This is a genomic window from Caulobacter sp. FWC2 (assembly GCF_002742625.1).
In the GTDB taxonomy this organism is placed as follows: domain Bacteria; phylum Pseudomonadota; class Alphaproteobacteria; order Caulobacterales; family Caulobacteraceae; genus Caulobacter.
In genome coordinates, this window is the sequence record NZ_PEBF01000001.1 from 227671 (window position 1) to 252976 (window position 25306).

Consider the following 25306-nt stretch of genomic DNA (forward strand, 5'->3'; position numbering starts at 1 on the left):
CGCGTGAGCCGGGCGATCCTGTTCCAATTTGAAGCGAAACGACCTTCTGGCCTGTTCCGGGATCAGCGCGTCAGTAGACGAGGCCTATCCTGGAGACGACTACCCCCGCGATGATGAAGACCGCGATGGCCACGAGTTCATAGGCCTTGAAAAACGGCCGGCTTGGCGTGCGCATGATAAATAGTTCCCCCGTCCCATTTTGGTGCAACTCGACGCTTCCGGCGCAAGGGCGGCGCCACCCGCTTTGGGGTTTAGGGCGTCTTTCCGGGCCAGATCAGGTAACCGGCTTCGTCGCGCCCGGCCGCAACGTAACCGTAGCCATACGGCGGCGGATAGTTCACGCCCGGGCCCCCACGGCCCTGGGCGTAACCGCCGCTGTATGCACTGCTCTCGTACTCATATTGTGACTGTGAAGACCGGCTGTCATAGCGGCGCTCGCCGTAGCGATCGCCGGCATAACCGCCGCCATAGGCATAGCCGCCTGGATAACCGCCGCAGCGGTCGCAGGCGTTCGCGTAACCGCCCTGATAGCCGTAGCCGTAGCCATAACCGGGCGCAGGCTGCGTCTCGACGTCCAGGCGACCGCCGCCATAGCCGTGACCGTAGCCACCGCCATAGGCGCCGTCGCACTCGATGCGATCCCAGCGATAGGCGCCGCCCGGACCGGTGACCCGGCGCGAGAAGCACTGACCAGCCGCGGCGTTGGGCGGCAGGACTTCCGGACCCGGAGGACCGCCGACGCCGCCATGGCTCGAGCCGGCCAGCGCCGGCGCGGCCGTCAGGACGGCGGACGTGGCGAGGGCGATCGTGGTCAGGCGGCGAAAGGTGATCATGGGCGACTCCGGACGGGGTTAACAAAACATTTCCGGTGCGGGCGCGACTGTCCTTTCACCCGTCGCGCGAGCGTAGCCGTGGAGGCTTCCCCTGGCGCCGTCAGACGGGTAGCGTTGCGTCAAACATCTGTTTGAGGCGACCATGGCGATCGAGGCGGTGATCTGGGATTTCGGCGGGGTTTTCACGACCTCGCCGTTCGAGGCCTTCCGCCGCTACGAGACCGAACGCGGCCTGCCCGACAACTTCATCCGCACGGTCAACGCCACCGATCCCGACGCGAACGCCTGGGCGCGCTTCGAGCGGGCCGAGATCGACGCGACGGCCTTCGACGGCCTCTTCCTGGAGGAGGCGACGCGCCTGGGCCATCCGGTCCGGGGCGCCGAGGTGCTGCCGCTGCTGTATGGCGACCTGCGGCCTGCCGTGCTGGGCGCGCTGAAGGCCTGCAAGGCGCGGTTCAAGGTCGGCTGCATCACCAACAACGTCCCCACCGGCCATGGGCCCGGCATGGCACAGAGCCCCGAAAAGGCCCTGGCGGTGGCTGAGATAATGACCCTGTTCGACGCGGTGATCGAAAGCTCCAAGGCCGGGGTGCGCAAGCCCGACCCGCGCATCTACCAGATGATGTGCGAGCGGCTGGGCGTCGCGCCGGAGGCCTGCATCTATCTCGACGACCTGGGCGTCAACTGCAAGCCGGCGGCCGCCCTAGGGATGAAGGCCATCAAGGTCTCGACGGAGGCGCAGTTGCTGAGCGATCTTGCCGAGGCGACCGGATTGGCGTTCTGAGGGGGCGAAGCTTTCTCGGAGAAGTCCATGTCCCGTCCCAAGATCGGCGCCGAAGCCGCGATCGCCCAGCTCGACGGCTGGAGCGCCGCCGCCGGCAAGGACGCGATCACCAAGACGTATCGGTTCGCCGACTTCAACGAGGCTTTCGGCTTCATGACCCGTGTGGCGCTGATGGCCGACAAGCTCGACCATCACCCCGAGTGGTTCAACGTCTACAACCGCGTCGAGGTGTTGCTGACCACGCATGACGCGGATGGGGTGACGGAGTTGGACGTGACGCTGGCGAAGTTTATGGACAGCGCCGCTAGGTAGCTGCTCCCCCGTGATACGGGGGAGCTGTCGCGGAGCGACTGAGGGGGCAACTCATGCTTCGGCAAAGCTCGCCCCCTCCGGTCCTTTGGGCCACCTCCCCCGCAGCGCGGGGGAGGATCATGTCCGATCAAACCCCTTCCCTCGCGCCTCATCCCGGTTCAAACTACCGTTTGAATTATAATCGGGAGGACGCCGCATGGCGCAGAGCACGGGCCGGGTCGCCGGCAAGAAGGCCTTCATCACCGGCGGGGCCCAGGGCCTGGGGGCGGCGGCCGGGCGGATGCTGGCCAAGGAAGGCGCCAAGGTCGCCCTGGCCGATCTGAACCTGGCCGGCGCCCAAGCCGTTGCCGACGAGATCAACGCCGCCCACGGCGTGGGCACGGCCTTCGCCTACCATCTCGACGTCACCCAGGAAGACCAGTGGATCGAGGTGCTGGAAAAGGCGACCCAGGACATGGGCGGCCTGTCGGTGCTGGTCAACAACGCCGGCATCGGCGGCGACGGCCCGATCGAGAGCCTGGATTTCGACCTCTGGAAGAAGGTGATGTCGGTCAATGTCGATAGCGTCTTCCTGGGCGCCAAGCACGCCCTGACCCACATGCGCGCCCACCAGCCCGGCTCGATCATCAATCTGAGCTCGATCGCCGGCCTGATCGCCAACGGCAACTCGCCAGCCTACAACGCCTCCAAGGCGGCGGTCTGGCTGCTGAGCAAGAACATCGCGCTGTACTGCGCCAAGATGAAGCTCGACATCCGCTCGAACTCCATCCACCCGACCTTCATCGACACCCCGATCCTGGAGGGCTTCACCTCGCGGTTCGGCAAGGAAGAGGCCTTCGCCAAGCTGGCCCGTCAGGTGCCGCTGGGCCGCATCGGCGAGCCGAACGACATCGCCAACGCGGTGCTCTACCTGGCCAGCGACGAGAGCAAGTTCATGACCGGCGCCGAGATCAAGGTCGACGGCGGCATTTCGGCGATGTGATCGGACAGATGCTCCCCCGCGTTGCGGGGGAGCATCTGTCTCGCGTCACCTACCGCGGCGCGCGCTTGGCCAGGATGCGCTGCAGGGTCCGGCGGTGCATGTTCAGCCGGCGGGCCGTTTCCGACACGTTGTGGCCGCACATCTCGTAGACCCGCTGGATATGCTCCCACCGCACGCGGTCGGCGCTCATCGGGTTTTCCGGCGGGGTCGGTGCCGCGTCCTTGGCGGCCAGCAGGGCGCGGGCCACGTCGTCGGCGTCGGCGGGCTTGGAGAGGTAGTCGACCACCCCCGCCTTCACCGCCGCCACCGCCGTGGCGATGTTGCCATAGCCGGTCAGCATGATGACCTTGGCGTCGGCGCGGGCGTCGCGCACCGCCTCGACCACCTTCAGGCCAGAGCCGTCCTCGAGACGCATGTCCAGCACCGCGTGGGCCGGGGCATGGCTGCGCAGGATGGTCAGGGCCTCCGCCACGGAGGCGGCCAGCGTCACCTCGAACCCACGCTGCTCCAGCGCTCGACCCAGCCGCGTCCGCAACGGAGCGTCATCGTCCAGCAACAGGAGCGTCTTGTCCGGCAGCGCCGAAACCAGCTCACCGATATCCGCCATAGAAGTCCGCGCCTCCCCAGCGCCAATACTCAACAGGCCAAATAATAACCCATACTTTCGTGCTTCCGTCTCGTACTCAAGCCCCCGTAAAGCCGGGAGCTTCCAAAGCCGGTCGAGGCCAGCGCGCCGAAACGACCGCCCCACCCCGGCGACCATTACGAAAATCAACGGTAGCGCCGGTTCGTTCCAGCAAGGTCTTGGCGATAAAGAAGCCCAGACCCATGCCGATATGCCCCGTTCGCGACCCTTCCGCGCCCGGACGCGTGGTGACATAGGGCTCGCCCAGCTTGGCCAGCACCTCGGGCGAGAAGCCCGGACCGTCGTCACGCGCCTCGATGACGATGTAGCGGGCGTCGAAACGCGCGATGACGATGACCTCGCCGCGCGCGAAATCGACCGCGTTCTCGACGATGGAGGTCATGGCGTGGATGATTTCGGGCCGCCGCCAGATGTCCGGAGCGGTCTCGCCGGAAGGCCCATTGACGACCGCTTCCACGCGGACGCCATGCACCAGGTGGGGCTCGATCACGTCCTGGACCAGTTGCACCAGGCTCATGCGCTCATGCACCGCGTCCTGGGCCTCGGGCATTTCGGTCAGGCGCTGCAGGATCTCCCGGCAGCGGGCCGCCTGGCCGATCATCAACTCGGCGTCCTCGCGGGTCTGCTCGTCGGGCGCGTTGCGGGCCATTTCACGGGCCACCACCGAGATGGTCGCCAGCGGCGTGCCCAGTTCGTGGGCGGCGGCGGCGGCCAGGGCGCCCAGCGCCGACAGGCGCTGCTCGCGGGCCAGCACGGTTTCGGTGACGTTGAGGGCCAGCTCCATCCGTGCGGACTCGCTGGCCGCCTGCCAGGCATAGGCCCCTGTCAGGATGATGCCGACGATCCGGGCCGAGACGATGGTCCACAGCATCAGCGGGTTGGGCTCGAACGGCCACGGTCGGCCGTTGATGGTCGGCAGCGGCATGTGGAAGAGCGCCAGCAGCACCGAGGCGGCTATAGCGAGGAACCCCAGGCCGATGGCGTAGCGGGCCGGCAGGGTCGCCGCCGCCAGGGTCACGGGCGCGATCAGCAGCAGGGAAAAGGGATTGTGCGCGCCGCCGGTCAGATAGACCAGGCCCGACAGCTGCAGGATGTCGAAGGCGATCTGGGCCGTGGCCTCGCCGTCGCGGGCCAGGCGCTGGCCGCTGGAGGCCAGGCCCAGCAGCACGTTCAGCCAGGCCGACAGGGCGATCAGGGTGAAGCACAGCGCCCAAGGCACCTGCAGCTTCAGGACAAGGCCGCTGATCAGCAGGACGGCGGTCTGGCCGACCACCCATAGCCAGCGTTGCGCCAGAAGGGTGCGCACCCTTAAGCGTCCACGACGCAGGCCTGGAGCTGTCCAGGACCAGGCGTCGTCTTGCGCCGGTTCGTCGCCCGGCTTATCGAGCCCTTTGTGACGTTTATCGTCGGGCGCTGTCGCGAACGATACGTCAGACATGGCCGCAGAATTGTCCAGAATTGCCCGCGTTGCGAGAGCAAAAGGACAGGCGGCAAGAAAAGGATGAAACGCACATGCCTCGTCACCGCCTTTTCCTGATCCTGGCCTGCGTCGTGGGCCTCGCGGTGACCGCCGGGCTGGCGTGGCGCGCTGGGGTGTTCAAGTCCGAAGGGGCCGTCGCGGTCGGCGGGCCGTTCCAGCTGGTGAACCAGAACGGCGTCCCGACCACCGAGAAGGCGCTGAAGGGCAAATGGAGCGCGGTGTTCTTCGGCTTCACCTACTGCCCCGATGTCTGTCCGGGCACCCTTCAGGGGCTGGCGGCGGCGACCGACCAACTGGGCCCCAAGGCCAAGGACCTGCAGATCGTCTTCATCTCGATCGACCCGGCGCGCGACACGCCCGAGCAGATGAAGACGTATCTGTCGGCCGACTATGTGCCGAAGACGACGATCGGCCTGACCGGGACGCAGGAGCAGGTCCAGGCGGCCGCCAAGGCCTACAAGGTCTACTACGCCAAGGTCGGCGACGGCCCCGGCTACACCATGGACCACTCGACGGCGATCTACCTGATGGACGAGAAGGGCCGCTTCAAGACGGTGATCCCCTACAACCTGCCCCCGGCGGACATCGCCCGGCGGATTTCGGATGCGATGCGCGAGGGCTGAGAGCCGCCGGTCTTTCGGAGATCGCGCGCCGAAGCTAGGCTGGGGGTTGTCCGTCGGACAGCGAGACTGGTTTTGCCGATCCTCATCCTCATACCCTTCGCGGCGTTCTTCGGATGCGTGCTGGGTCAGTTTTATTTGGTGCGGCAAGTAAGACAGGCGCTGGTCGCCCGGCACCCCGAGGTCTGGCGCGAGTTTTCCGAAAAAGCATGGTTCATAGACAATGCGATCTTCAGCTTCGTCCGGAAGAAGCGAGATCTGGCGCTCAATGATCCTTCCCTGACCGCGATCGCGGACCGCATGCGAAAGCTGCAGATCGTCGCCATCGTGGCCTGGGCGGCCTATGGGGTCAGCATTTTCGCTGTCGGCGCCCACTGAGAGAAGCGCGAAGCGGGTGACCGCTACCCCCTCACCGCGAAGCGGCCCATGACGCGGCGCAAATCGCTGTGGAAAGGTAGACTCTCTTAGGCTTTGGCGTGTTATGCTGCGTTGCAACATCGCGGATGCGCCATGCTCTACGCTCTTCACGAAGCGGCCTACTACGCCTCCACCCCGATGCGCCAGATGGCGCTGGCGGCCCGGGACTTCTGGGGATCGCCGCTGAATCCGGCGGCCGACACGTCCGTCGGCCGGCGCATGCACGCCGGGGCGGACCTGTTCGCCAACATCACGCGCCGCTACGGCAAGCCGAAGTGGGGTATAGACTCGATCAAGGTCGGTCAGGTCGACGTCCGCGTCCGTGAGACCGTGGTCTGGCAAAGCCCCTGGGCGCGCGTGATCCAGTTCGACCGCGACATGGCCGACATGCGCCGGGCCGGCAAGTTCAGCCTCGATCCCGCCGTGCTGATCGTCGCGCCCCTGTCAGGTCACTACGCCACCCTGTTGCGCGGCACGGTCGAGGCGTTCCTGCCCGACCACGCGGTGTTCATCGTCGACTGGGTCAACGCCCGCAACGTGTCGGTGCTGGAAGGCCGCTTCGACTTCCACGACTATATCGACCACATCATCCAGATGCTGGCCGTGCTGGGGCCGCGCCCCAATGTCGTGGCCGTCTGCCAGCCGGGTCCGCCCGTCCTGGCCGCCGCCGCCCTGATGGCCGAGCAGAACCACCCCTCGCGTCCGGCCAGCATGACCTTCATGGGCTCGCCGATCGACGCGCGCCTGTCGCCGACCGTGACCAACCAGCTGGCCGAGGACAAGCCGTTCACCTGGTTCCAGTCGAACATGATCTACACCGTGCCGCCGCCCTATCCGGGCGCGGGCCGGCGCGTCTATCCGGGCTTCGTCCAGCTGGCCAGCTTCATGAGCATGAACGCCGAGCGCCACCAGGAGGCCCACCGCCGCTACTTCCAGGACCTGGTGAAGGGCGACGGCGACAGCGCCGACAAGCACCTGGAATTCTACGACGAATATCTGTCCGTCCTGGACCTGACCGAGGAGTTCTATCTCCAGACCATCGACATCGTCTTCCAGCAGCACCTGCTGCCCAAGGGCGAGCTGATGCATCGCGGGACGCGGGTGAAGCCCGAATCGATCACCGACATCGGCCTGATGACGGTCGAGGGCGAGAACGACGACATCTCCGGCATCGGCCAGACCCAGGCCGCCCACGGCCTGTGCTCGAACATTCCCGCCGACCTGAAGCTGGACTACGTCCAGCCGAACGTCGGCCACTACGGCGTGTTCAACGGCCGCCGCTTCCGCGAGGAGATCTATCCGCGCGTTCGCAAGTTCATCCGCAAGTGCGACCCGCACTTCGAGGAAGAGGCGTAACGCCACGTCCATCTTGCGGCGCGGCCCTGGTCACGCGATCTAAGGGCGGATGTTCGCGCTCAAGGCCCAACGTTTTTCCGACGGTGATCGACTGGAGATCGGCGGCTGGCCGGTTCGCCTGCGGGTGGACGGCCGGGCGCGGCGGATCTCGCTGCGCGTCGACCGCGCCAAGTCCGAGATCGTCGCCCTGGCTCCCAATCTCAAGCGCCTGAACGAGGCCGTGGCCTTCGCCCAGGAAAAGTCCGGCTGGATCGCCAAGCAGTTGGCGGCCTTGCCCGAGCGGATGAACCTGGCGCCCGGCGGCGTCCTGCGCCTCAACGGTCAGGCCTATCGGCTGGAGGTCGGCCCTGGTCGGGCGAAGATCGACGGGGATCGCATCGTCGCGCCCGACGACGCCAACTGGGGGCTGAAGATCATCCGCCTGGCCAAGCGCGAGGCGCTGGCCGTGCTGACCGAACGCACCGCTGTCCACGCTGCCGCGCTGGGCCGGCCGATGCCGTCAGTGGCCGTGGCCGATCCGAAGGCCCGCTGGGGCTCCTGCCGTCCGGCCACGTCTCGCGCCCCGGCGGCGATCCGCTACAGCTGGCGTCTGATCCTGGCTCCGGCGGTGGTGGCCGACTATGTCGCCGCCCACGAGTGCGCCCACCTGATCGAGGCCAACCACGGGCCGCGTTTCTGGGCGCTGTGCGAGCAACTGGCCGGCGATCCCGCGCCCCACCGCGCGTGGCTGCGAGCCCACGCGGCGGAGCTTCACGCGGTCGGGGCCTAGCCCCAAGCCCCTAGTAAGGCAGCTGATCCGCCGGCGGCGCGGCCCCGGCCGGGGTTTCGGCCGCCGGACCTTCCGGAGCGGGCGGGGCGTTCATCAAATCCCCGATCGGGTCGGTGTTCTCGATCGGCGGCGGCTCGACGACGCCGCCCGGGATCGGGGTGGACTTCAGGCGGGGCAGGGCGGCGGCCATGAAGGTGCGCCAGATCTCGGCCGGAGCGCCGCCGCCGGTCACCCGCTTCATCGGGGTGGCGTCATCCTTGCCGGTCCAGACGGCGGTGACGAAGCCGCCGGTGTAGCCGACGAACCAGGCGTCCTTGTAGTCGCTGGTCGTGCCGGTCTTGCCGGCGATGTCGTAGCCGACGACCTTGGCGCGCGTACCGGTGCCCGAGGCGACGACCTGGCGCATCATCTGGTTCATGTACTGCAGGGCCGGCGAGCCGATCACGGCCGAGCGGGCCTGGCGGTCGACGCTGTGGTCGTACAGCACCTTGCCGCTGGCGGTGCGGATCCGCTCGATGCCGTAGCCCTTGGCCAGGAAGCCGCCGTTCGAGAACGGGGCGTAGGCCTGGGCCATCTCCATCGGCGAGACCTCGACCGCGCCCAGGGCCATCGACGGGTCCAGCTGGATCTTGCTGGTGATGCCCAGGCGGCGGGCGGTGGCGGCGACGTTGCTGGTGCCGACCTCGTTGGCCAGCCGCGCGGCCACCGTGTTGATCGACTGGGCCAGGGCCGTCTGCAGGGTGATCGGACCCAGATACTTGTTGGTGTAGTTCTTCGGCTCCCAATTGCCGATCTTGACCGGCTCGTCGACGACCATCACGGCGGGCGTGCGGCCCTGCTCCATGGCGGTCAGATAGACGAACGGCTTGAAGGCCGAGCCGGCCTGGCGGCGGGCGGTGGTGGCGCGGTCGAACTGGGTCTCGGCATAGTCGGCGCCGCCGACATAGGCGCGGATGCGGCCTTCGCCGTCCATGGCGACCAGCGCCGCCTGCTGCACGCCCTGACCCTCGTGGCCGTCGACGCCCAGCTTCACGGCGCGCTCGGCCGAGACCTGGATCGGCAGGTCCAGCGTGGTCTCGACGACGAGGTCCTCGGTCGGCTCGCCGACCAGCGAGCGGACCTGGGCGTCGATATAGTCGGTGAAGTACTGGGCGCGCTGGTTGGCCAGGGTGGCCGAGACCTGCACCGGGGTCTTGAAGGCCTCGTCGCGCTGCTCGGCCGTGATGGCCTTGATGCGCACCATCTCGTCCAGGACGATCGTGGCGCGGCGGGCGGCGCGTTCCTTGGCCGAGACGGGCGAATAGCGGGCGGGGCCCTTCATCATGCCGGCCAGCAGGGCGGACTCGCCGATGGTCAGGTCCTTGGCGGGCTTGTTGAAGTAGCGCTGGGAGGCGGCCTCGATGCCGTAGGCGCCGGCGCCGAAATAGACCCGGTTCATGTAGAGGGCCAGGATCTGCTTCTTGCTGAACTTCATCTCCAGCCAGACGGCCAGGATCAGCTCCTGGGCCTTGCGGCGATAGTTCTGGGCCGGGCTCAGGAACAGGTTGCGGGCCAGCTGCTGGGTGATGGTCGAGCCGCCGCGCTGGGGGCCGTCGTGCGTGGCGTTCCACGCCAGCGACCGCATGATGCCCCAGGGGTTGAAGCCGAAGTGGTGGTAGAACTGGCGGTCCTCGATCGCCACGAAGGCGGCCGGCACGTATTCCGGCAGGGCGTCGATATCGACCGGCGGCGCGTACTGGCTGCCGCGCACGGCCAGCAGGGCGCCCGAGCGGTCCAGATAGTTGATCGAGGGCTGGCGCTTGACGTCGTAGAGCTTGGATGTGTCCGGCAGGTCGCTGGCGAACACCGCGAAGAAGGCGACGACGAAGATCAGGCCCCAGACGCCCAGGACCGTGCCCCAGTAGACGAGGGCCTGGAGCGGGGTGCGTTGCGGCTTCGCCGGCCTGTTCCCGCCGAAGGGTCCATTCGCCATGGTCGTTTCGTTCCTAAGCGCGCAGAGGTCTCATCGCGCCCCCTCAGACGTACCGGTGGGGCGCGCGTTCCGTTTAACCGAAGGCCACAGAACGCGCGACAAGATTGACGAGATATGAACGGGGCCGATTTCGGGCGGATCCAGAAACCACCGTGACTTCGATCCCGCCTTGGCGCGGGGGCGACGGATCGCCATAACAACGCCCGTGTACGTTCCTCCCGAATCCCCAGAACTCGACCACGCCCGCGACGTCCTGCGGCGCACCTTCGGCCATGCCGATTTCCGAGGCATGCAGGCGGGCGTGATCAACGAGATCCTGGCCGGGCGCAGCGCCATGGCCGTGCTGCCGACCGGCGGCGGCAAGAGCCTGTGCTACCAGATCCCCTCGCTGATCCGGCCAGGCCTGGGCCTGGTGATCTCGCCGCTGATCGCCCTGATGGCCGACCAGGTCCAGGGCCTGCGCCAGGCTGGCGTTGCGGCCGAGCGGCTGGACAGCAATGTCTCGATGGATGAGCGCAGCGACATCTGGCGGCGCATCGACGCCGGCGAGGTCGACATGCTGTACCTCTCGCCCGAGGGCCTGATGCAGCCGTGGATGCTGGATCGCCTGGGCCGCACGCCGCTGGCCCTGGTCGCCGTCGACGAAGCCCACTGCGTCAGCCAGTGGGGTCACGACTTCCGGCCCGAATACCGGATGATGGGGCGGCTGGCCGAGCTGTTCCCCAACGTGCCGCGCCTGGCGGTCACCGCCACCGCCGACGCCCGGACCCGCGACGACATCCGCGCCGAGCTGCGCCTGCAGGGCGCGGCCGAGTTCGTCGACAGCTTCGCGCGGCCCGAACTGGCGCTCTCCGCCGAGCGCAAGCGCGGCAAGGGCCACGATCGCGTGGTCGAGCTCGTCCTGGAGCGCCCCGGCCGCGCCGGCGTCGTCTATGCCGGCAGCCGCGACTCCACCGAAAAGCTGGCCGAAAAACTGAACGCCGAGGGCATCCCGGCCCTGGCTTATCATGCGGGGCTCGACAAGGCCGTCCGCGCCAAGCGGCTGGAGGACTTCCTGGAGGCCGACGCCGCGGTGATGGTGGCGACCATCGCGTTCGGCATGGGCGTCGACAAGCCCGACGTCCGGTTCGTGATCCACGCCGATCCGCCGGCCGCCATCGAGGCCTACTGGCAGGAGGTCGGCCGGGCCGGCCGCGACGGCCAACCGGCCGAGGGCATCACCCTCTATGGCTCGGCCGACATGGCCTGGGCCGGCCGCCGGATCGACACCAAGGACGCCCCGGACGAGGTCAAGCAGGCGCAATCGCGGAAGCTTCGCCAGTTCTATTCCATGCTGGAAGGCGTCACCTGCCGCGCCGCCGCCGTCCGCCGCTATTTCGGCGAGGAAGGCGTGGCCCGCTGCGGCGTCTGCGACATCTGCGTCTCGCCGCCGACCGGCATAGACGCCACCGAGGCGGCCCAGAAGGCCCTGTCGGCCGTCCACCGCATGGGCGGCCGCTTCGGGCGCGGACGCTTGATCGAGCACCTGATGGGCAAGACCAAGGACGTCACGCCGCAGGAGGCCCAGCTGCCGACCTTCGGCATCGGCCGCGAGTTCAGCCAGCCGGTCTGGCGCGACCTGTTCGACACCCTGATCTTCGAGGGCCTGCTGCGCGAGGATCCCAATGACGGCCGGCCGCTGATCGGCCTGGGCGACGTCGAGGGCGTGCGCCAAGTCTATCGCAGCGAGCGCCGGGTCGCTCTACGCCAGATGGCCGAGGCTCCGGAAACCGGCCGCGCGACGGGCGCGCGCAAGCGCCGCGAGGGCAAGGCCCTGACCATCCCGCTCGAGAACCAGGTGCTGTTCGAAGCCCTGCGCGCCTGGCGCAAGGAGCAGGCGCAAGCCCAGCACGTGCCGCCCTACGTCATCTTCCACGACGCCACCCTGGCCGAGATCGCCGCCGCCCGCCCGGCTACCTTGGCAGCGCTCGGCAAGTCCGGCGGCGTCGGTCAAGGAAAGCTGGATCGTTACGGCGAGGCGGTTTTGAAGGTCGTGCGGGAGAACTAGCCGGCTCCCCGCGCGTTAGCTCCCCGTCAAGCCGAGGAGCCTCCCCCATGACCGACGTCAGCAGCTTTACCCCGAACGACGCCTCGTCCGCCGCCGCTGCGGCCGTGGACGACGCCAAGAAGACGGCCTCAGAAAAGACCAAGCGCGCCAAGGAAGCGGTGAGCAAGGCCGTCAAGTCGGCCCGCGAGACCGCCAGCGAAGTGGCCCACCAGACCCGCACCTTCGCCGAGGAAAAGGCCAAGGTCGGCGCGGCCTGGACCCGCGACAAGGCCCAGGTGGCGCATCACACGGCCGAGGAGCACCCTATGGGCGTCGCCCTGGGCGCTTTCGCCATCGGTCTGGGCGTGGGTTTCCTGATCGCGCGCAACTTCGACTAACGGCAGACCCCTCTAGAGGTTCAGGCGCTCGGCGTTGACGCCCGCGGCCCGCAGGGCCGCGAGGCGGGCGAACGCCAGCGTCAGGGCCTTGCGCCGCGCCGGCGCCAAGGGCGTGAGCGGCGACTCCCGCACGACCGCACCGCCGAAGCTGTCGGCGACGACCAAGCCGTGCTCATCCGGCAGCACGCCTTCGGGAAAGTGCGGCGCGACGGCGAAATAGAACGCGTCGCAATAGGGCGCGTACTCGCCCCATTTCCGGTCGACCCGGAAGTCCTCCAGCCCCGACTTCACCTCGACGATCAGCACGTCGCCCTTGGGGCCCAGCGCCATCAGGTCGGCGCGACGTCCGTTGGGCAGGGTCACTTCAGCCAACGGCGCGTAGCCCAGATCCACAAGCAGCCGCGCGGCGCCGCGCGTCACCACGGTGGTGGTTTCCGGCCGCGAAGGCCTCATGTCGATGATCACGTCCACCCCGCGATCATGTTCCAGCTTTGTTCGCCTGGCAAGCGGTCGGACGTCTACGCCGGCGGCGTTGGGTGAGACTCATTGCGAGGCTCAGGCCTGCCCCCCGACGATCAAGACTTTCGAATAACGACGTTCTTCTCTAGCGTGGGCGCTTCACCTGGAGACCGCGATGCGACGCTTGGCCTCGGCGCTTGCCGCTCTTTGCATTCTGGCCGCCGCGCCAGCCGCGATGGCCCAGTCCCGTCCGGCCGGCGCCGCCTCGGTGACGTTCCAGGTCCCCGACGGATGGATGGCCGAAACAGCGCCTGGACGCGTCAGGATCAGCGCGCCGGAGGGCGACCTCAGCCTCTGGGCGGTCGAAGCGCCCGATGCGCCCGACGCCGCGACCGCGATCCTGAAAGCCTGGGCGGTGGTGCAGCCGGGTTTCGATCGTAAGGTCCGCCTGTCCTCCCAACGGGCGGGGCGCGATGGCTGGGACGAGATCTGGGCTACCGACTATGAGGTTTCGCCCGACGAGAAGTTGCTCCTGCTGGCCAACGCCTATCGACGGGGCAAGGCCTGGGTGGTGCTGTTGGGCCGAGGCTCCGCCGCGACGGCCGACAAGCGCCTGGGTCAGGCGCGGGTCATCCTCGACACCTTCCGGCCGGCGGGCGTGGCGGTCGAGAACTTCGCCGGCAAACCCGCAGCGCCCTTCGACGCCGCCAAGCGAGCGGCCGTGAAACAGTTCTGGCGCGAGACCATGCCGGCGTTCGGCGTTCCCGGCATGGCCTACGCTTTCTTCGACCGGAACGGCATTGTCGAGGAGGGCGGCATCGGTGTGCGCACCCTGGGCAAGCCGGCCCCGGTCGACGCCCACACCCGCTTCATGATCGCCTCGAACACCAAGGGCATGACCACCCTGTTGCTGGCGCGCCTGGTCGACCAGGGCAAGCTGAGCTGGGACGAGCGGGTGGTCGACGCGGACAAGACCTTCAAGATGGGCGATCCTACGGTGCAGGACACGATCAAGATCCGGCATCTGGTCTGCGCCTGCACCGGCATGCCGCGCCAGGACCTCGAATGGATCATGACGGGGGACCTCAAGACGCCCGCCGATCGCGCCTTCGCCCTGCTGGCGCCGATGAAGCCGACCAGCAAGTTCGGCGAGGTCTATCAGTACAGCAACCTGCTGGCCTCGGCGGCCGGCTATGTCGCCGGCCACGTGATCTATCCCGGCGTGGAGACCGGCGCGGCCTACGACAAGGCCATGCAGGGTTACATCTTCGATCCGCTGGGCATGAAGGACACCACCTTCAGCAAGGCCGTCGCCGAACGGGGCGATCACGCCGACCCGCACGGTCTGGACGCCGACGGCAAGCCCGCGGTCGGGACGATCGACAAGAGCGACAGCATCTATTTCGCGCGTCCGGCCGGCGGCGCCTGGTCCAGCGCCCATGACCTGGCGCTATACGCCCTGAACGAACTGCGCGAGGGCGTGCTGCCGAACGGCCAGCGCCTGGTCAGCGCCGAGGCCCTTCTGGCGCGCCGCAAACAGGGCATGGTCACGGGCGAGGCCAAATATTACGGCATGGGCGTGGAGACGAGTTCTCGCTGGGGCGTGACCATGGTCCGCCATGGCGGGGCGATGCCAGGTTACAAGACCGACTGGATCATTCTGCCGGACGCCGGCGTCGGTCTGGTCATGCTGTTCAACAGCGAGGAATCCACGCCTCTGCTGAACTTCACGAGCCGGCGGCTGGTCGAACTGCTGTACGGCGCGCGCGCAGAGGCGGTGGCCTCGGCAAAGGCCAGCGCCGTCGCTCTCAAGGCCGACTTCGCCAAGGAGCGGACGCTGCTGGCGATCCCGCCCGATCCGGCGGTAATCGCGAAACTGGGCGCGCGCTACGAAAGCCCCGAACTGGGTTTCATCGACGTGAAGCGCCAGTCCGACGGCGGCGTCGTGTTCGACTTCGGCAGCTTCTCCAGTCGGATGGGGACGCGGAAGAACGAGGACGGATCGACCAACCTCGTCATGCTGGACCCGACCACGGTGGGCTGGAGCCTCAGCACGCGTCCGGCTGGCGACCGCTTCGCCTTGGTCATGCAAGACGCCCAGCACGAGTACGTCTACCAGCCCGTGCGGTAGCGGTGGTCAGGGCAGCGGCTGCTTCGTCGGGCGCAGCATGTTGGTGTCATACCCCAACGCCTTGGCCCGCGCCGTCAGCGCAGCCCGGTCGGCGTCGGTCGGCAGCTTACGCGACAGCAGCCACAGGTACTTGCCCGAGCCCTCGCCGACGATCGACCAGCTGTAGTCGTCGGCGTGGTCCATGACCCAGTAGTCGCCGAAGAACGGGCCGAAGAAGCTGACCTTCAGCTTGGCGTTGGTCGCCGTATCGACGACCTTGGCCTTGCCCTCGCTGGTCTTCAAGGGGCCGTCCACCGCGCCCTGGCGGCAGGTGTTGAGCACCCGGATCAGGCCGTCGGGGCGCTTGGAATATTCGGCGGTGACGCCTTCGCAGCCCTTCTCGAAGCGCATGTCGTAGCGGGCGACCTCGTACCACTTGCCGAGGTAGCGATCGAGCACCACGGGTTTGGCCGGCTGCGGCGGGTTGGGATTGCCGCTGGGACCCGACACGCAGGCGCCGAGGCCGAGGACGAGGGACAGGGCGAGCAAGGGCGTGCGCATGGGAACTCCGGACGGTTGCCGACAGGATACGATCCCAAGCGTTCGACGGACGCCCGCGGGAAGCCCAGAAACGACGACCGCCCCGCCGGGGTTCCGGCGGGGCGGCGCGCGCGTGGACAAGAGGGGTGGGATCCTACTCGGCGGCGATGCTGACCGCCGATACCGGGCGGTCCTTGAAGTTGATGGCCTGCAGGTGGCGGATGCCTTCCTCGGCGATGTCGTCGCCGACCATCCGGTCGCCTTCGCTCTTCAGTTCGTCGATGTCGACATACATGGCGTAGAACGCCTTGGTGCGGTCGGTGATGATGCCGGCGTTGAGCAGCGTCTTGACCAGCACCCGGAAGATGTTGGTCTGCTCCTTCATGGCCTCCCGACGCACGTCGTCGGTCATGATCTTCCCGTACTCCTCGACCACCTTGTCCGGATCCAGGCCGAACGCGGCATAGAGATCCAGCTGCTGGTGCGGCGAGACGAGGTTGAACAGCAGGGTCTGGAAGCAGTGCGCCGCCCAGTCCTCGATGATGGCGTGTTCCTCGGGGGTCAGCTTGGGCACGGTGCGGTCGGCCCAGATCTTCCCGAACTTGTGGTGGAAGGCCTCGTCGGTCATCACCAGCTGCAGCAGGCGCTTGCCGACCGGGTCATTGATCTGGTTGTAGAAGGTGGCGAAGGCGCCCATGGCCAGGCCTTCCACCAGCATCTGCATGCCGATGATCTTCTTGTAGACCTCGGGCGCGCCGATGATCTCGACCAGCAGGGTCTTCAGGGCCGGGCCGCACTCGACCGGCTTGCCCCAGCGGGCCTTGATATATTTGGCGAAGGCCGTGACGTGGCGGGCTTCCTCGCGGGTCTGGTTGGCGGCGTACTCCTGCGCGCCCTGGTCTTTGAGCACGTGGCACAGGCTGGCCGAGAGGTTCAGCGCGCCCTGCTCGCCGTGCAGGATCGACGAGAAGCTGCGCAGCACCGACTGGTTGATGAAGCGGATGCGCGTCTTCGGGTCGGACAGGTGGTTTGAGACGTAGTCGGTCGACAGGGCGATCACGAGATCCTCGGGCACCAGGGCCTGGTTCTCCATGTCGAACGGCTCGTCGAAGTCGATATAGGCCTTGTCCAGCGGATCCCAGAAGTGGTCGTGGGTCGCGGAAATGATCTTGTCGAAGGCGCTGGAGCGGTTGCCGTAGCGGTCGAGTTCGAGCATCGACTCGAAGTCGTCCGGCGCCACCGCGTCGTACATGGCGTCCTTGGTGATGTTCCGGTCTTTGGAGATTGGGTCGGTCATGTCGGCGCTCCCTAACGGACGTGCGATGTCCAGTGGGCAGGGTCCGTCTTGCGCGGATCTTGGCCCATCTAAACACTGTCAACTCAGTTGAGCGGACGGGTCAAACGAAAAATGACGGAGGCGTCAGGTTTGCGACCAGCCTCTAGGCGAGGCTGGCCACGCCCTGCTCGCACCAGCCCAGCGCACGCGGCGTCTTGTCGAGATAGAAGCGGTGATTGTCGTCGAGGCGGAAGCCTGCCGCCTGGACCGCCGCCGAGACCGGCCGCGTCAGGTGACAGCCGCCCGCCAGGCGCTTCCACAGCGGCTCAATCCGCCGCTGCCAGCGCGCCGCGCCGGCGTCGGGCGAGAGGCCATGCTCGCAGAACAGGAAGCGACCGCCGGGCTTCAGGACCCGACGGGCTTCGGACAGCACGGCGGCGGGCGAACGGACCGAGCACAGGGTGAAAGTGCACAGCACGGTGTCGAAAAGAGCGTCGGGGAACGGCAGGCGTTCGCCCTCGCCCGCGACGATCTCGACCGCCAGGCCCTCAGGGCGCGGGGCGGCCTCGGCGATGGCGCGCAGTTCGGCCGAAGGGTCGACGCCGGTGACGCCGGTCACCGTGGCCGGGTCGTAGAAGGCGAGATTCAAGCCGCCGCCGACGCCCAGCTCCAGCACCTGGCCGCGGGCCTGCGGCACGATCCTGGTCCGCTGCTCGCGAAACGCCGGCGCGCCGCAGGCGCAGCACAGCAGCTTGGGCAGGATGTAGCGCTCATACAGCGTCGCCATGGCGTGTTCCCCCTTTGAGGCAGCAGCAGAGCGGCGCGGGGCGGGCTGGGTCAAGCCGGCCTGCTGTCAGATCTGGCAGCAGTGCGCTTTAATCGGAAACGACCATCCGCCTTGGAGGCCGTCCCATGCCCAAGCCGCTCAAGTCGCCCGCCGAGGAAGCCGAGGGGGCGTGCGCCTGCGGGGCGGTGCGCGTCGCCATCGGCGTGCCGGCGCGGTGGGCGTTCCACGACCACTCCGCCGCCAGCCGCCGCGCTCAGGGCTGCGCCTATGTCACCTACACGGCCAGCTACCGCAGCCGCTTCCGCTGGCTGGAGGGCGAGGACCTCGTCACCCGCCACGAGCACGAGGGAACGACCCGGGGCTTCTGCTCGCGCTGCGGGACGCCGGTCTTCATGGAGCGCAAGCGCGCCCCGACCATGATCAACCTGCCGCGCGCCCTGTTCGACACCCGCACCGGCCGCGAGCCGCGCTACCACACCGCGCTCGACCAGGCCCCGGACTGGGCCTATGACGGCGGCAAGCTGGTCCCGCTGAAGGGTTATCCCGGCGTGATGTGGGAGCGGCCGAAGCCGAAGGCCAAGCGCAAGGCGCCGATCGACGACTTTCTCTAGCGCCCTTCCCCCTAACGGCCTTCGAGGGCCGCCAGCACCGCCGGCTGCACGCGGGCCAGTTCAGCGAGGCGTTCGATCAGGGCGTCCTTGCTGTCGAGGGCCAGGCCATCGCGCAGCTTGGCCATCCGCTCGCGGACTTTCCCCAGATCAGCGGCGTTGGCGGCGGTCACCACGGCCGCCTGGTGCTTGCAGGCCCCGAACTTCTCGAAGCCGGGGCAGGTGCACAGGCCTTCGCCGGCCGGCGCCCACAGCTGCACGACATAGAGATCGCCGACGCTGCCGGTGACGTGGGCGGTGACCTTCTCGTCCTCGATCGAGACCAGGTCGACGGCGCCGGCCTCGGCCATGGCGACTCCGGTGTCGAACCAGCGCTCGTCCATGCGCTCGCGCCAGGCGTCCCCATCAAAAAGGGGGGCGTCAAACAGCGGGTTCATGCCTCGTCCTCGATGCGGTGGATGTCGTCGTCCGACAGGCCGAAATGGTGGCCGATCTCGTGGACCAGCACGTGGGCGATCAGGTCGCCGAGGCTGACGTCGCCGCGCTCGGCCCACTCGTCCAGGATCGGGCGGCGGTAGAGAAACACCCGCGATGGCTCGGTCCCGAAGTCCAGCACCGAGCGGCGGCCCAGGTCCACGCCCTGATAGAGGCCGGTCAGCTCGAAGGCGTCTTCGATGCCCAGGCTGTCCAGCACCTCCTCGCTCGCGAAGTCGTCGACCCGGATCACCACCTCGCCGGAGAGCTTCCGGAATTCGTCGGGCAGGGCGTCAAAGGCCTGTCGGGCCAGGGCGGCGAAGTCGTCGAGCGACGGGGCGAGGCGGTCGGACCAGGTCATGGTCTCCAAATAGAGCGATTGGAGCGTTAAGCCAGCGGGGTCCCGACGAAATCGCGACAGACAGTCACGCTCTCCCCTGATCGCGCTCTGGTCACGGCCCGACTAATCTGGGATTCTGATTCGACGACCCGCTGGGGTAAGCAACGCGCCTGATGACTTCGTACGACCTGATCCTCGCGGCCGTGGCCGGCGCGGTTTGTCTCGCCATTTGCGTCACCCTGTGGTCGCTGGGGCAGCGCCGCGGCTATGAGGCCCGTATCGCCGCCCTGAAGGGACGCCTCGGCCTGCAAGGCGGAGACGGCCTGGACGCGCCCGCCTGGGTCGAAGCCTTCGACACCGCCGTGATCGCCGTCGAGGGCGGTCGCGCCGATCTGGCCGCCGGGGCCGAGGGGCTTTCGGCCTGCGCCCAGGTGCTGGGCGTGGAGGCGCGGGTCGACGCGGTGATCGCCGCGCTGGGCGGGGCCGATCCCGACCATGCCCATAAGCTGACGGCGCTGTTCGAACGCGGCGAAGCCTGTGTCTTCGAAGCGCGCGGGGCCACGGGCTGGGTCTCGGTCGAGGGCCGCGCGGTCGGAGCGCTGGCCTGGCTGCGCCTGATGCCCGGCAGCGGCGGGGCTTCCGGCCTGCCGTCGGCGACCCGCTTCGCCGCCTTCGTCGACAGCGTGGCCGAGCCGGCCTGGGTCGCGGGCGCCGACGGCCAGGCCGTCTGGGGCAACGCCGCCTTCGTCCGCGCCGTCGGCGCCGCCGCCGCCTCAACGGACGCCCTGGCTGGCAAGAGCTTCGACCGCTCCGCTGACGCCCTGGTGGTCGAGGCCGTCGAGAAGGGGGAGCGCCGCGAGGCCGTGCGCTGGATCAACCTGGAAGGCCGCCGCCGTGCGTTCCGCCTTTCGGCCCAGCCCCTGGAAGGCGGCGGGGTGGGCGTGTTCTGCGCCGACGTCACCGAGATCGAGGACGTCCGCGACGCCTTCAAGAAGCACGTCGAAGCCCACGACGAGACCCTGAACCACATCGCCGAGGCCGTGGCGATCTTCAGCGCCACGCGGCGGCTGTCGTTCCACAATACCGCCTTCGCCGAACTGTGGGGCCTGGAGCCGGCCTGGCTGGCCGACCGTCCGACCCACGGCGAGATCCTGGATCGTCTGCGCCAGCGCCGCCGCCTGCCCGAAACCATCGACTACGCCGTCTGGAAGGCCGCCGAACTGGCCCGCTACGAGGACGTCGGACCTCAAGCCGACGACCTATGGCACCTGCCCGACGGCCGCACGCTGAAGGTGGTGCGCCAGCCCCACCCGCTGGGGGGCATGCTGCTGATCTATTCCGACATCACCGGCGAGCTGCGCCTGAAGGCCCAGTACAACGCCCTGATCCAGGTGCAGCAGGCCACGCTGGACAAGCTGAACGACGCCGTCGCGGTGTTCGGCTCGGATGGCCGCCTGCGCCTGCACAACGAGGCCTTCGAGACCTTCTGGAACGTCAGCGCCTTCGCTCTGGAGGCGGCTGGCGACTTCGAGGGCGTGGTCGAGCTGTGCGTGCCGCGCCTGCACGACCTGGCCTTCTGGCGCGAACTGAAGGGCCGGGTGGCCGATCCTGATCCGCAGATGCGCGCCCCGACCTCGGGCGAGGTCCGCACCTCGGACGACCGCATCGTCGTCTATCAGAGCCGGCCGCTGCCGGACGGCGCGACCCTGATCGCCTTCGCCGACGTCACCGACACCCGCGACCTGCAGTCGGCCCTGGCCGACCGCTCCGCCGCCCTGGCCGAGGCCGAGCGGCTGAAGCGCGACTTCGTCGGCAACGTGTCGTACGAGCTGCGCACGCCGCTGACGACGATCATCGGCTATTCCGAGCTGCTGGAGCGCGCCGACGGCATTTCGGAGCGCGGCCGCAACCACGTGGCCGCCGTTCGCGCCGCCGCCACCCAGCTGGCCCGCTCGATCGACGACGTGCTGGACATGGCCCAGATCGACGCCGGCGAAATGGCGCTGGAGATCGAGGACATCCGCGTCTCCGACCTGCTGCTCAACGCCCAGGAACACGCCCTGAAGGACGCCCAGCTGGGCGCCGTGACCCTGGCGGTCGAGTGCGACGAGGAAGTCGGGCTGATCCGCGGCGACGGCAAGCGCCTGGCCCAGACCCTGGACCATCTGGTCGAGAACGCCCTGCGCCAGACCCCGCCGGGCGGCCGCGTCACCCTGTCGGCCCGCCGGGCCCTGGGCGAGGTGCGCCTCGACGTCTCCGACACGGGTCGGGGCGTACCGTTCCACGTCCAGGCCCACATCTTTGACCGTTTCGTCGGCCGAGATCGCGGCGGTCCGGGCCTGGGCCTGGCCCTGGTCAAGGCGCTGGTCGAGCTGCATGGCGGCTGGGTGGCGCTGGAGAGCGAGCCGGGCGCCGGCTCGACCTTCACCTGCCACCTGCCCGAAACCCAGCAGCCCGGCGCGATGCAACCCGAACTGAGCTTCTGAACGGCGCGCTCCGTCGGACATAAAGATATCTTTATGCGTTAATTGCTAGGAAGGGTCCGGCGCGCTATAAGCCCGCCCAAGATCCCATCCGACCGCAGGAGCCCGACCGTGGCCGACTATATCGTCAAGGACATCTCGCTCGCCGATTTCGGCCGCAAGGAACTGGCTATCGCCGAGACCGAAATGCCGGGCCTGATGGCCACGCGCGCCGAGTACGGTCCGCAGCAGATCCTGAAGGGCGCCCGCATCGCCGGCAGCCTGCACATGACCATCCAGACCGGCGTGCTGATCGAGACGCTGACGGCTCTGGGCGCCGAAGTCCGCTGGGCCTCGTGCAACATCTTCTCGACCCAGGACCACGCCGCGGCGGCCATCGCCGCCTCGGGCGTGCCGGTGTTCGCCTTCAAGGGTGAGAACCTGGTCGAGTACTGGGAATACGCCCACAAGATCTTCGAGTGGCACGACGGCGGCTACCCGAACCTGATCCTGGACGACGGCGGCGACGCCACCCTGCTCTGCGTGCTGGGCCCGAAGGCCGAGAAGGATCCGTCGATCCTGAACAACCCGCAGAACGAGGAAGAAGAAGCCCTCTACGCCGTGATGAAGAAGTACCTGGCCGAAAAGCCGGGCTTCTACTCGGCCATCCGCGCGGCCATCGGCGGCGTGTCGGAAGAAACCACCACGGGCGTGCACCGCCTGTACCAGATGGCCGCCAAGGGCGACCTGCCGTTCCCGGCCATCAACGTCAACGACAGCGTCACGAAGTCGAAGTTCGACAACCTGTACGGCTGCCGTGAATCGCTGGTCGACGCCATCCGTCGCGGCACCGACGTCATGCTGTCGGGCAAGGTCGCCGTGGTCTGCGGCTACGGCGACGTGGGCAAGGGCTCGGCCGCCTCGCTGCGCCAAGGCGGCGCCCGCGTGATCGTCACCGAAATCGACCCGATCTGCGCCCTGCAGGCGGCGATGGAAGGCTATGAGGTCCAGACCCTGGACGACGTGGCCGGCCGCGCCGACATCTTCGTCACCGCCACGGGCAACAAGGACGTCATCACCGTCGATCACATGCGGCAGATGCGCAACAACGCCATCGTCTGCAACATCGGCCACTTCGACTCGGAAATTCAGGTCGCCGGCCTGAAGAACTTCAAGTGGGACGAGATCAAGCCGCAGGTCCACCACGTGGAATTCCCGGACGGCAAGAAGATCATCCTGCTGTCGGAAGGCCGCCTGGTGAACCTGGGCAACGCCACGGGCCACCCCTCGTTCGTGATGTCGGCCTCGTTCACCAACCAGACGCTGGCCCAGATCGAACTGTGGACCAACAAGTCCAAGTACGAGAACCAAGTCTACACCCTGCCCAAGCACCTGGACGAGAAGGTCGCCTTCCTCCACCTGGAGAAGCTGGGCGCCAAGCTTTCGACCCTGCGCAAGGACCAGGCCGACTACATCGGCGTGCCGGAAGCAGGGCCCTTCAAGCCGGACCACTATCGCTACTAATAGCGACACCCGCCGCGCCAGTTTCCGCTGCGGAAATCGTTTGAAACCAAGAGGAAAGGCCCGCCGGAGACGGTGGGCCTTTTCTTTTTCGACCACAGGCCGGGACGCCCTATTCAAGTCCGCATTGCTCGGCTAATCGCTTTGCCATGCCGTTAGCCTTGATCATCTCCAGCCACGTCGCCGGCAGCCAGGTGGGCGCGACGGCGCAAGCCACCGCCCTGGCGCAGTTTCGCATCGACTCGATGGTCGTGCCGACCGTGCTGTACGGCCGCCATCCCGGCTGGGGCATCCCCGGCGGGGCGCCGGTGCCGATCGAGGTGTTCGAGGGCATGATGGACGGCATCGAGGCCAACGGGCTGTTCGGTCTCGTCGACCTGGTCATCACCGGCTACTTCGCCACCGCCGCCCAGGTGCGGGCCGCCGCCAGGGTCGTGGACGCCGTGCGCGAGTCGCCCCGTCCGAACGGCGCGGCGACCCGTCGGCCGACCGTGATCGTCGATCCCACCATGGGCGACGCCGGCAAGGGTCTCTACATCCCGACCGAGACCGCCGACGCCATCATCGCCGACCTGATCCCGCGCGCGGATGTCGTGGCCTGCAATAGCTGGGAGCTGCAGAAGCTGACTGGGACCGACGCCCGCGATCCGCAGAGCGCCATGCGCGCCGCCCGGCTGCTGGGCAAGATCACGCTGGTTTCGTCCGTGCAGCGCGGAGCCGAGATCGGCGCCGTGCTGGCCGACAAGAAGGAGGCCTGGCTGGCCGCGCACGCCAAGTCCGAGCGTTCGCCCAACGGCACCGGCGACCTTCTGACCGCTCTCTACGCCGCCTCGATCCTGGAGGGGCAGACCTTCTCGTACGGCCTGGCGCGCGCCGTGGGCGGGGTGGCCGAGACGGTCACCGCAGCCAATATCTGGAACGCGCCGGAGCTGCCGATCGTGGCCATGGGCGCGCGGATCAAGCAGACCTCGCCGACCGTCCGTATCGAGCGGCTGGCTTAGGATGGTCGGCGACATCACCGGCCTCTGCCCCGACCGTTTCGCCCGGGTGCGCGAGGCGTTCGAAGCCAATTTCGCCGATGGCGGCGAGCTTGGCGCGCGCTTTTCGTTCGCCGTCGACGGCGAGATCGTCGTCGACCTGATGGGCGGCTTCGCCGACCGCAAGCGCGAGGTCGCTTTCGGTCCCGACACCCTGACGGCCCTGTTCTCGACCACCAAGGCCGTGGCGGCCTTGATGATCGCGCGCCTCGTCGACGAAGGCCGCCTGGCCTATGACCAGCCGGTCGCCGATGTCTGGCCGGAATTCGCCCAGGCCGGCAAGGGCCAGGTCACGGTCGAACAGGCCCTGTCGCATCAGGCGGGCCTGTCGGGCTTCCCGGACCAGACCGACCCGGCCCTCTGGTTCGACTGGGACGCGACCTGCGCCAAGCTGGCGGCCATGGCCCCGCTGTTCCCGATCGGCTCGGCCAGCGGCTATCACCCCGTCACCTACGGCTACCTCGCCGGCGAGATCTTCCGCCGCGTCGACGGTCGGACGATGGGGACGGCGCTGCGCGAGGACATCTGCGACCCGCTGGGCCTGGACCTTTGGATCGGCCTGCCCGACAGCGAGCATGGCCGCGTCGCCGACCTGATGCGCCCGACGGCCCTGCCGAAGTTCGGCGAGCTGAACGCCGCGGTGCAGGCCGCCTTCCTCAAGCCCTGGTCCTCGCCGGGCGGGCGCAGCGCGGCCGAGTGGCGGCGGATCGAGATCCCCTCGGCCAATGGTCACGCCACGGCCGAAGCCCTGGCGCGACTGATGGGCGCCCTGGCCACCGACGGGACCCTGGGCGGTCGCTCGATCATCACTCCGGCCGGCGTCAAGGCCGCCAGCGCCCAGCGCATCATCGGCCAGGACCTGGTGCTGCCCTTCGTGATCAGCTGGGGCGCGGGCTTCATGCGCAACGAGCCCAACATGTTCTACGGCCCGACGCCCGAGGCCTTTGGCCACTCGGGCTGGGGCGGCTCGTGCGCCTTCGCCGACCCGACGCGCGGCGTGTCGGGGGCCTATGTGATGAACAAGCAGGGCGCCGCCCTGATCGGCGATCCGCGCGCCGTGCGCCTGATCGAGGCGGCCTACGCTTCGCTCTGAAAGC

Annotated in this window: 26 protein-coding genes; 15 read left to right on the forward strand and 11 right to left on the reverse strand. The window is 68.2% G+C overall.

The genetic code is table 11. The features are described from left to right. Positions 1–70 precede the first annotated feature (70 nt). On the reverse strand, positions 71–175 hold the full coding sequence (locus CSW62_RS26725; RefSeq protein WP_099575391.1) for a hypothetical protein: 105 nt from the start codon (positions 173–175) through the stop codon (positions 71–73). A gap of 76 nt (positions 176–251) precedes the next feature. Continuing rightward, the gene (locus CSW62_RS01145) at positions 252–833 is read right to left on the reverse strand and encodes a hypothetical protein (RefSeq protein WP_199170486.1); all 582 of its coding nucleotides are present in this window, start codon (positions 831–833) and stop codon (positions 252–254) included. Positions 834–975: 142 nt separating this feature from the next. Here CSW62_RS01145 and CSW62_RS01150 point away from each other — a divergent pair, with 142 nt between their 5' ends. The 3 genes from CSW62_RS01150 (at position 976) to CSW62_RS01165 (ending at position 2911) form a co-directional block, all read left to right on the forward strand. Then, positions 976–1617, forward strand: coding sequence for an HAD-IA family hydrolase (locus CSW62_RS01150; protein ID WP_099575392.1), 642 nt, complete (start codon positions 976–978; stop codon positions 1615–1617). 27 nt (positions 1618–1644) lie between these two features. Next, complete coding sequence (locus tag CSW62_RS01155) at positions 1645–1929, forward strand: 4a-hydroxytetrahydrobiopterin dehydratase (protein WP_099575393.1); 285 nt, start codon at positions 1645–1647, stop codon at positions 1927–1929. A gap of 196 nt (positions 1930–2125) precedes the next feature. Then, complete coding sequence (locus CSW62_RS01165; RefSeq protein WP_099575394.1) at positions 2126–2911, forward strand: SDR family oxidoreductase; 786 nt, start codon at positions 2126–2128, stop codon at positions 2909–2911. A 49-nt stretch (positions 2912–2960) separates the two neighbouring features. On the opposite strand, the gene spdR is transcribed toward CSW62_RS01165, so the two are convergent. Both spdR and CSW62_RS01175 read right to left on the reverse strand, forming a co-directional pair. Further along, positions 2961–3518, reverse strand: coding sequence for a stationary phase response regulator transcription factor SpdR (gene spdR / locus CSW62_RS01170; RefSeq protein WP_099575395.1), 558 nt, complete (start codon positions 3516–3518; stop codon positions 2961–2963). A gap of 76 nt (positions 3519–3594) precedes the next feature. Next, positions 3595–4995 (reverse strand): ActS/PrrB/RegB family redox-sensitive histidine kinase, encoded by a 1401-nt coding sequence (locus CSW62_RS01175; protein ID WP_099575396.1) that lies wholly within the window; start codon positions 4993–4995, stop codon positions 3595–3597. A 74-nt stretch (positions 4996–5069) separates the two neighbouring features. Between CSW62_RS01175 and CSW62_RS01180 the strand changes: the two genes are divergently transcribed. The 4 genes from CSW62_RS01180 to CSW62_RS01195 all read left to right on the forward strand — a co-directional run bounded on the left by CSW62_RS01180 (position 5070) and on the right by CSW62_RS01195 (position 8199). Then, positions 5070–5660 carry an SCO family protein gene (locus tag CSW62_RS01180; RefSeq protein ID WP_099575397.1) on the forward strand — a complete coding sequence of 197 codons (591 nt, stop codon included), beginning with the start codon at positions 5070–5072 and terminating at the stop codon, positions 5658–5660. A gap of 72 nt (positions 5661–5732) precedes the next feature. Beyond that, positions 5733–6035, forward strand: coding sequence for a hypothetical protein (locus tag CSW62_RS01185; RefSeq protein WP_099575398.1), 303 nt, complete (start codon positions 5733–5735; stop codon positions 6033–6035). A gap of 132 nt (positions 6036–6167) precedes the next feature. Continuing rightward, positions 6168–7430 (forward strand): polyhydroxyalkanoate depolymerase, encoded by a 1263-nt coding sequence (locus tag CSW62_RS01190; RefSeq protein WP_099575399.1) that lies wholly within the window; start codon positions 6168–6170, stop codon positions 7428–7430. 49 nt (positions 7431–7479) lie between these two features. Then, positions 7480–8199: a M48 family metallopeptidase gene (locus CSW62_RS01195; RefSeq protein ID WP_099575400.1), complete on the forward strand. Its 720-nt coding sequence runs from the start codon at positions 7480–7482 to the stop codon at positions 8197–8199. Positions 8200–8209: 10 nt separating this feature from the next. On the opposite strand, the gene CSW62_RS01200 is transcribed toward CSW62_RS01195, so the two are convergent. After that, positions 8210–10171 carry a transglycosylase domain-containing protein gene (locus CSW62_RS01200; protein WP_099575401.1) on the reverse strand — a complete coding sequence of 654 codons (1962 nt, stop codon included), beginning with the start codon at positions 10169–10171 and terminating at the stop codon, positions 8210–8212. A gap of 205 nt (positions 10172–10376) precedes the next feature. Here CSW62_RS01200 and recQ point away from each other — a divergent pair, with 205 nt between their 5' ends. After that, positions 10377–12218: a DNA helicase RecQ gene (gene recQ, locus CSW62_RS01205; RefSeq protein ID WP_099575402.1), complete on the forward strand. Its 1842-nt coding sequence runs from the start codon at positions 10377–10379 to the stop codon at positions 12216–12218. A 47-nt stretch (positions 12219–12265) separates the two neighbouring features. Further along, a complete protein-coding gene (locus CSW62_RS01210) occupies positions 12266–12595 on the forward strand; it encodes a hypothetical protein (protein WP_099575403.1) in 330 nt (109 codons plus the stop codon). 12 nt (positions 12596–12607) lie between these two features. On the opposite strand, the gene mmcB is transcribed toward CSW62_RS01210, so the two are convergent. After that, the gene (gene mmcB, locus CSW62_RS01215; RefSeq protein ID WP_099575404.1) at positions 12608–13066 is read right to left on the reverse strand and encodes a DNA repair putative endonuclease MmcB; all 459 of its coding nucleotides are present in this window, start codon (positions 13064–13066) and stop codon (positions 12608–12610) included. Positions 13067–13229: 163 nt separating this feature from the next. On the opposite strand from mmcB, the gene CSW62_RS01220 reads away from it, so the two are divergent. Further along, complete coding sequence (locus tag CSW62_RS01220; RefSeq protein ID WP_099575405.1) at positions 13230–15185, forward strand: serine hydrolase; 1956 nt, start codon at positions 13230–13232, stop codon at positions 15183–15185. Between the two features lie 6 nt (positions 15186–15191). Here CSW62_RS01220 and CSW62_RS01225 read toward each other — a convergent pair whose 3' ends face one another. From CSW62_RS01225 to CSW62_RS01235, 3 genes are all read right to left on the reverse strand, one after another. Next, positions 15192–15725, reverse strand: coding sequence for a lipocalin family protein (locus tag CSW62_RS01225; protein ID WP_099575406.1), 534 nt, complete (start codon positions 15723–15725; stop codon positions 15192–15194). 133 nt (positions 15726–15858) lie between these two features. Continuing rightward, positions 15859–17001 carry a ferritin-like domain-containing protein gene (locus tag CSW62_RS01230; protein WP_099575407.1) on the reverse strand — a complete coding sequence of 381 codons (1143 nt, stop codon included), beginning with the start codon at positions 16999–17001 and terminating at the stop codon, positions 15859–15861. Positions 17002–17143: 142 nt separating this feature from the next. After that, a complete protein-coding gene (locus CSW62_RS01235; RefSeq protein WP_099575408.1) occupies positions 17144–17767 on the reverse strand; it encodes a class I SAM-dependent methyltransferase in 624 nt (207 codons plus the stop codon). Positions 17768–17892: 125 nt separating this feature from the next. On the opposite strand from CSW62_RS01235, the gene CSW62_RS01240 reads away from it, so the two are divergent. After that, the gene (locus tag CSW62_RS01240; protein ID WP_099575409.1) at positions 17893–18378 is read left to right on the forward strand and encodes a GFA family protein; all 486 of its coding nucleotides are present in this window, start codon (positions 17893–17895) and stop codon (positions 18376–18378) included. A gap of 11 nt (positions 18379–18389) precedes the next feature. On the opposite strand, the gene CSW62_RS01245 is transcribed toward CSW62_RS01240, so the two are convergent. Further along, the gene (locus tag CSW62_RS01245; protein WP_099575410.1) at positions 18390–18812 is read right to left on the reverse strand and encodes an SWIM zinc finger domain-containing protein; all 423 of its coding nucleotides are present in this window, start codon (positions 18810–18812) and stop codon (positions 18390–18392) included. Continuing rightward, on the reverse strand, positions 18809–19210 hold the full coding sequence (locus tag CSW62_RS01250) for a metallopeptidase family protein (protein ID WP_099575411.1): 402 nt from the start codon (positions 19208–19210) through the stop codon (positions 18809–18811). The genes CSW62_RS01245 and CSW62_RS01250 overlap by 4 nt, the downstream gene beginning before the upstream one ends. Positions 19211–19362: 152 nt before the next feature. Between CSW62_RS01250 and CSW62_RS01255 the strand changes: the two genes are divergently transcribed. The 4 genes from CSW62_RS01255 to CSW62_RS01270 all read left to right on the forward strand — a co-directional run bounded on the left by CSW62_RS01255 (position 19363) and on the right by CSW62_RS01270 (position 25302). Continuing rightward, positions 19363–21675 (forward strand): ATP-binding protein, encoded by a 2313-nt coding sequence (locus tag CSW62_RS01255; protein ID WP_099575412.1) that lies wholly within the window; start codon positions 19363–19365, stop codon positions 21673–21675. Positions 21676–21783: 108 nt separating this feature from the next. After that, on the forward strand, positions 21784–23175 hold the full coding sequence (gene ahcY / locus CSW62_RS01260; RefSeq protein WP_099575413.1) for an adenosylhomocysteinase: 1392 nt from the start codon (positions 21784–21786) through the stop codon (positions 23173–23175). A gap of 146 nt (positions 23176–23321) precedes the next feature. Continuing rightward, positions 23322–24173, forward strand: a complete 852-nt coding sequence (locus CSW62_RS01265; RefSeq protein ID WP_099575414.1) for a bifunctional hydroxymethylpyrimidine kinase/phosphomethylpyrimidine kinase — start codon at positions 23322–23324, stop codon at positions 24171–24173. Position 24174: 1 nt separating this feature from the next. Then, the gene (locus CSW62_RS01270; protein ID WP_099575415.1) at positions 24175–25302 is read left to right on the forward strand and encodes a serine hydrolase domain-containing protein; all 1128 of its coding nucleotides are present in this window, start codon (positions 24175–24177) and stop codon (positions 25300–25302) included. Positions 25303–25306 lie beyond the last annotated feature (4 nt).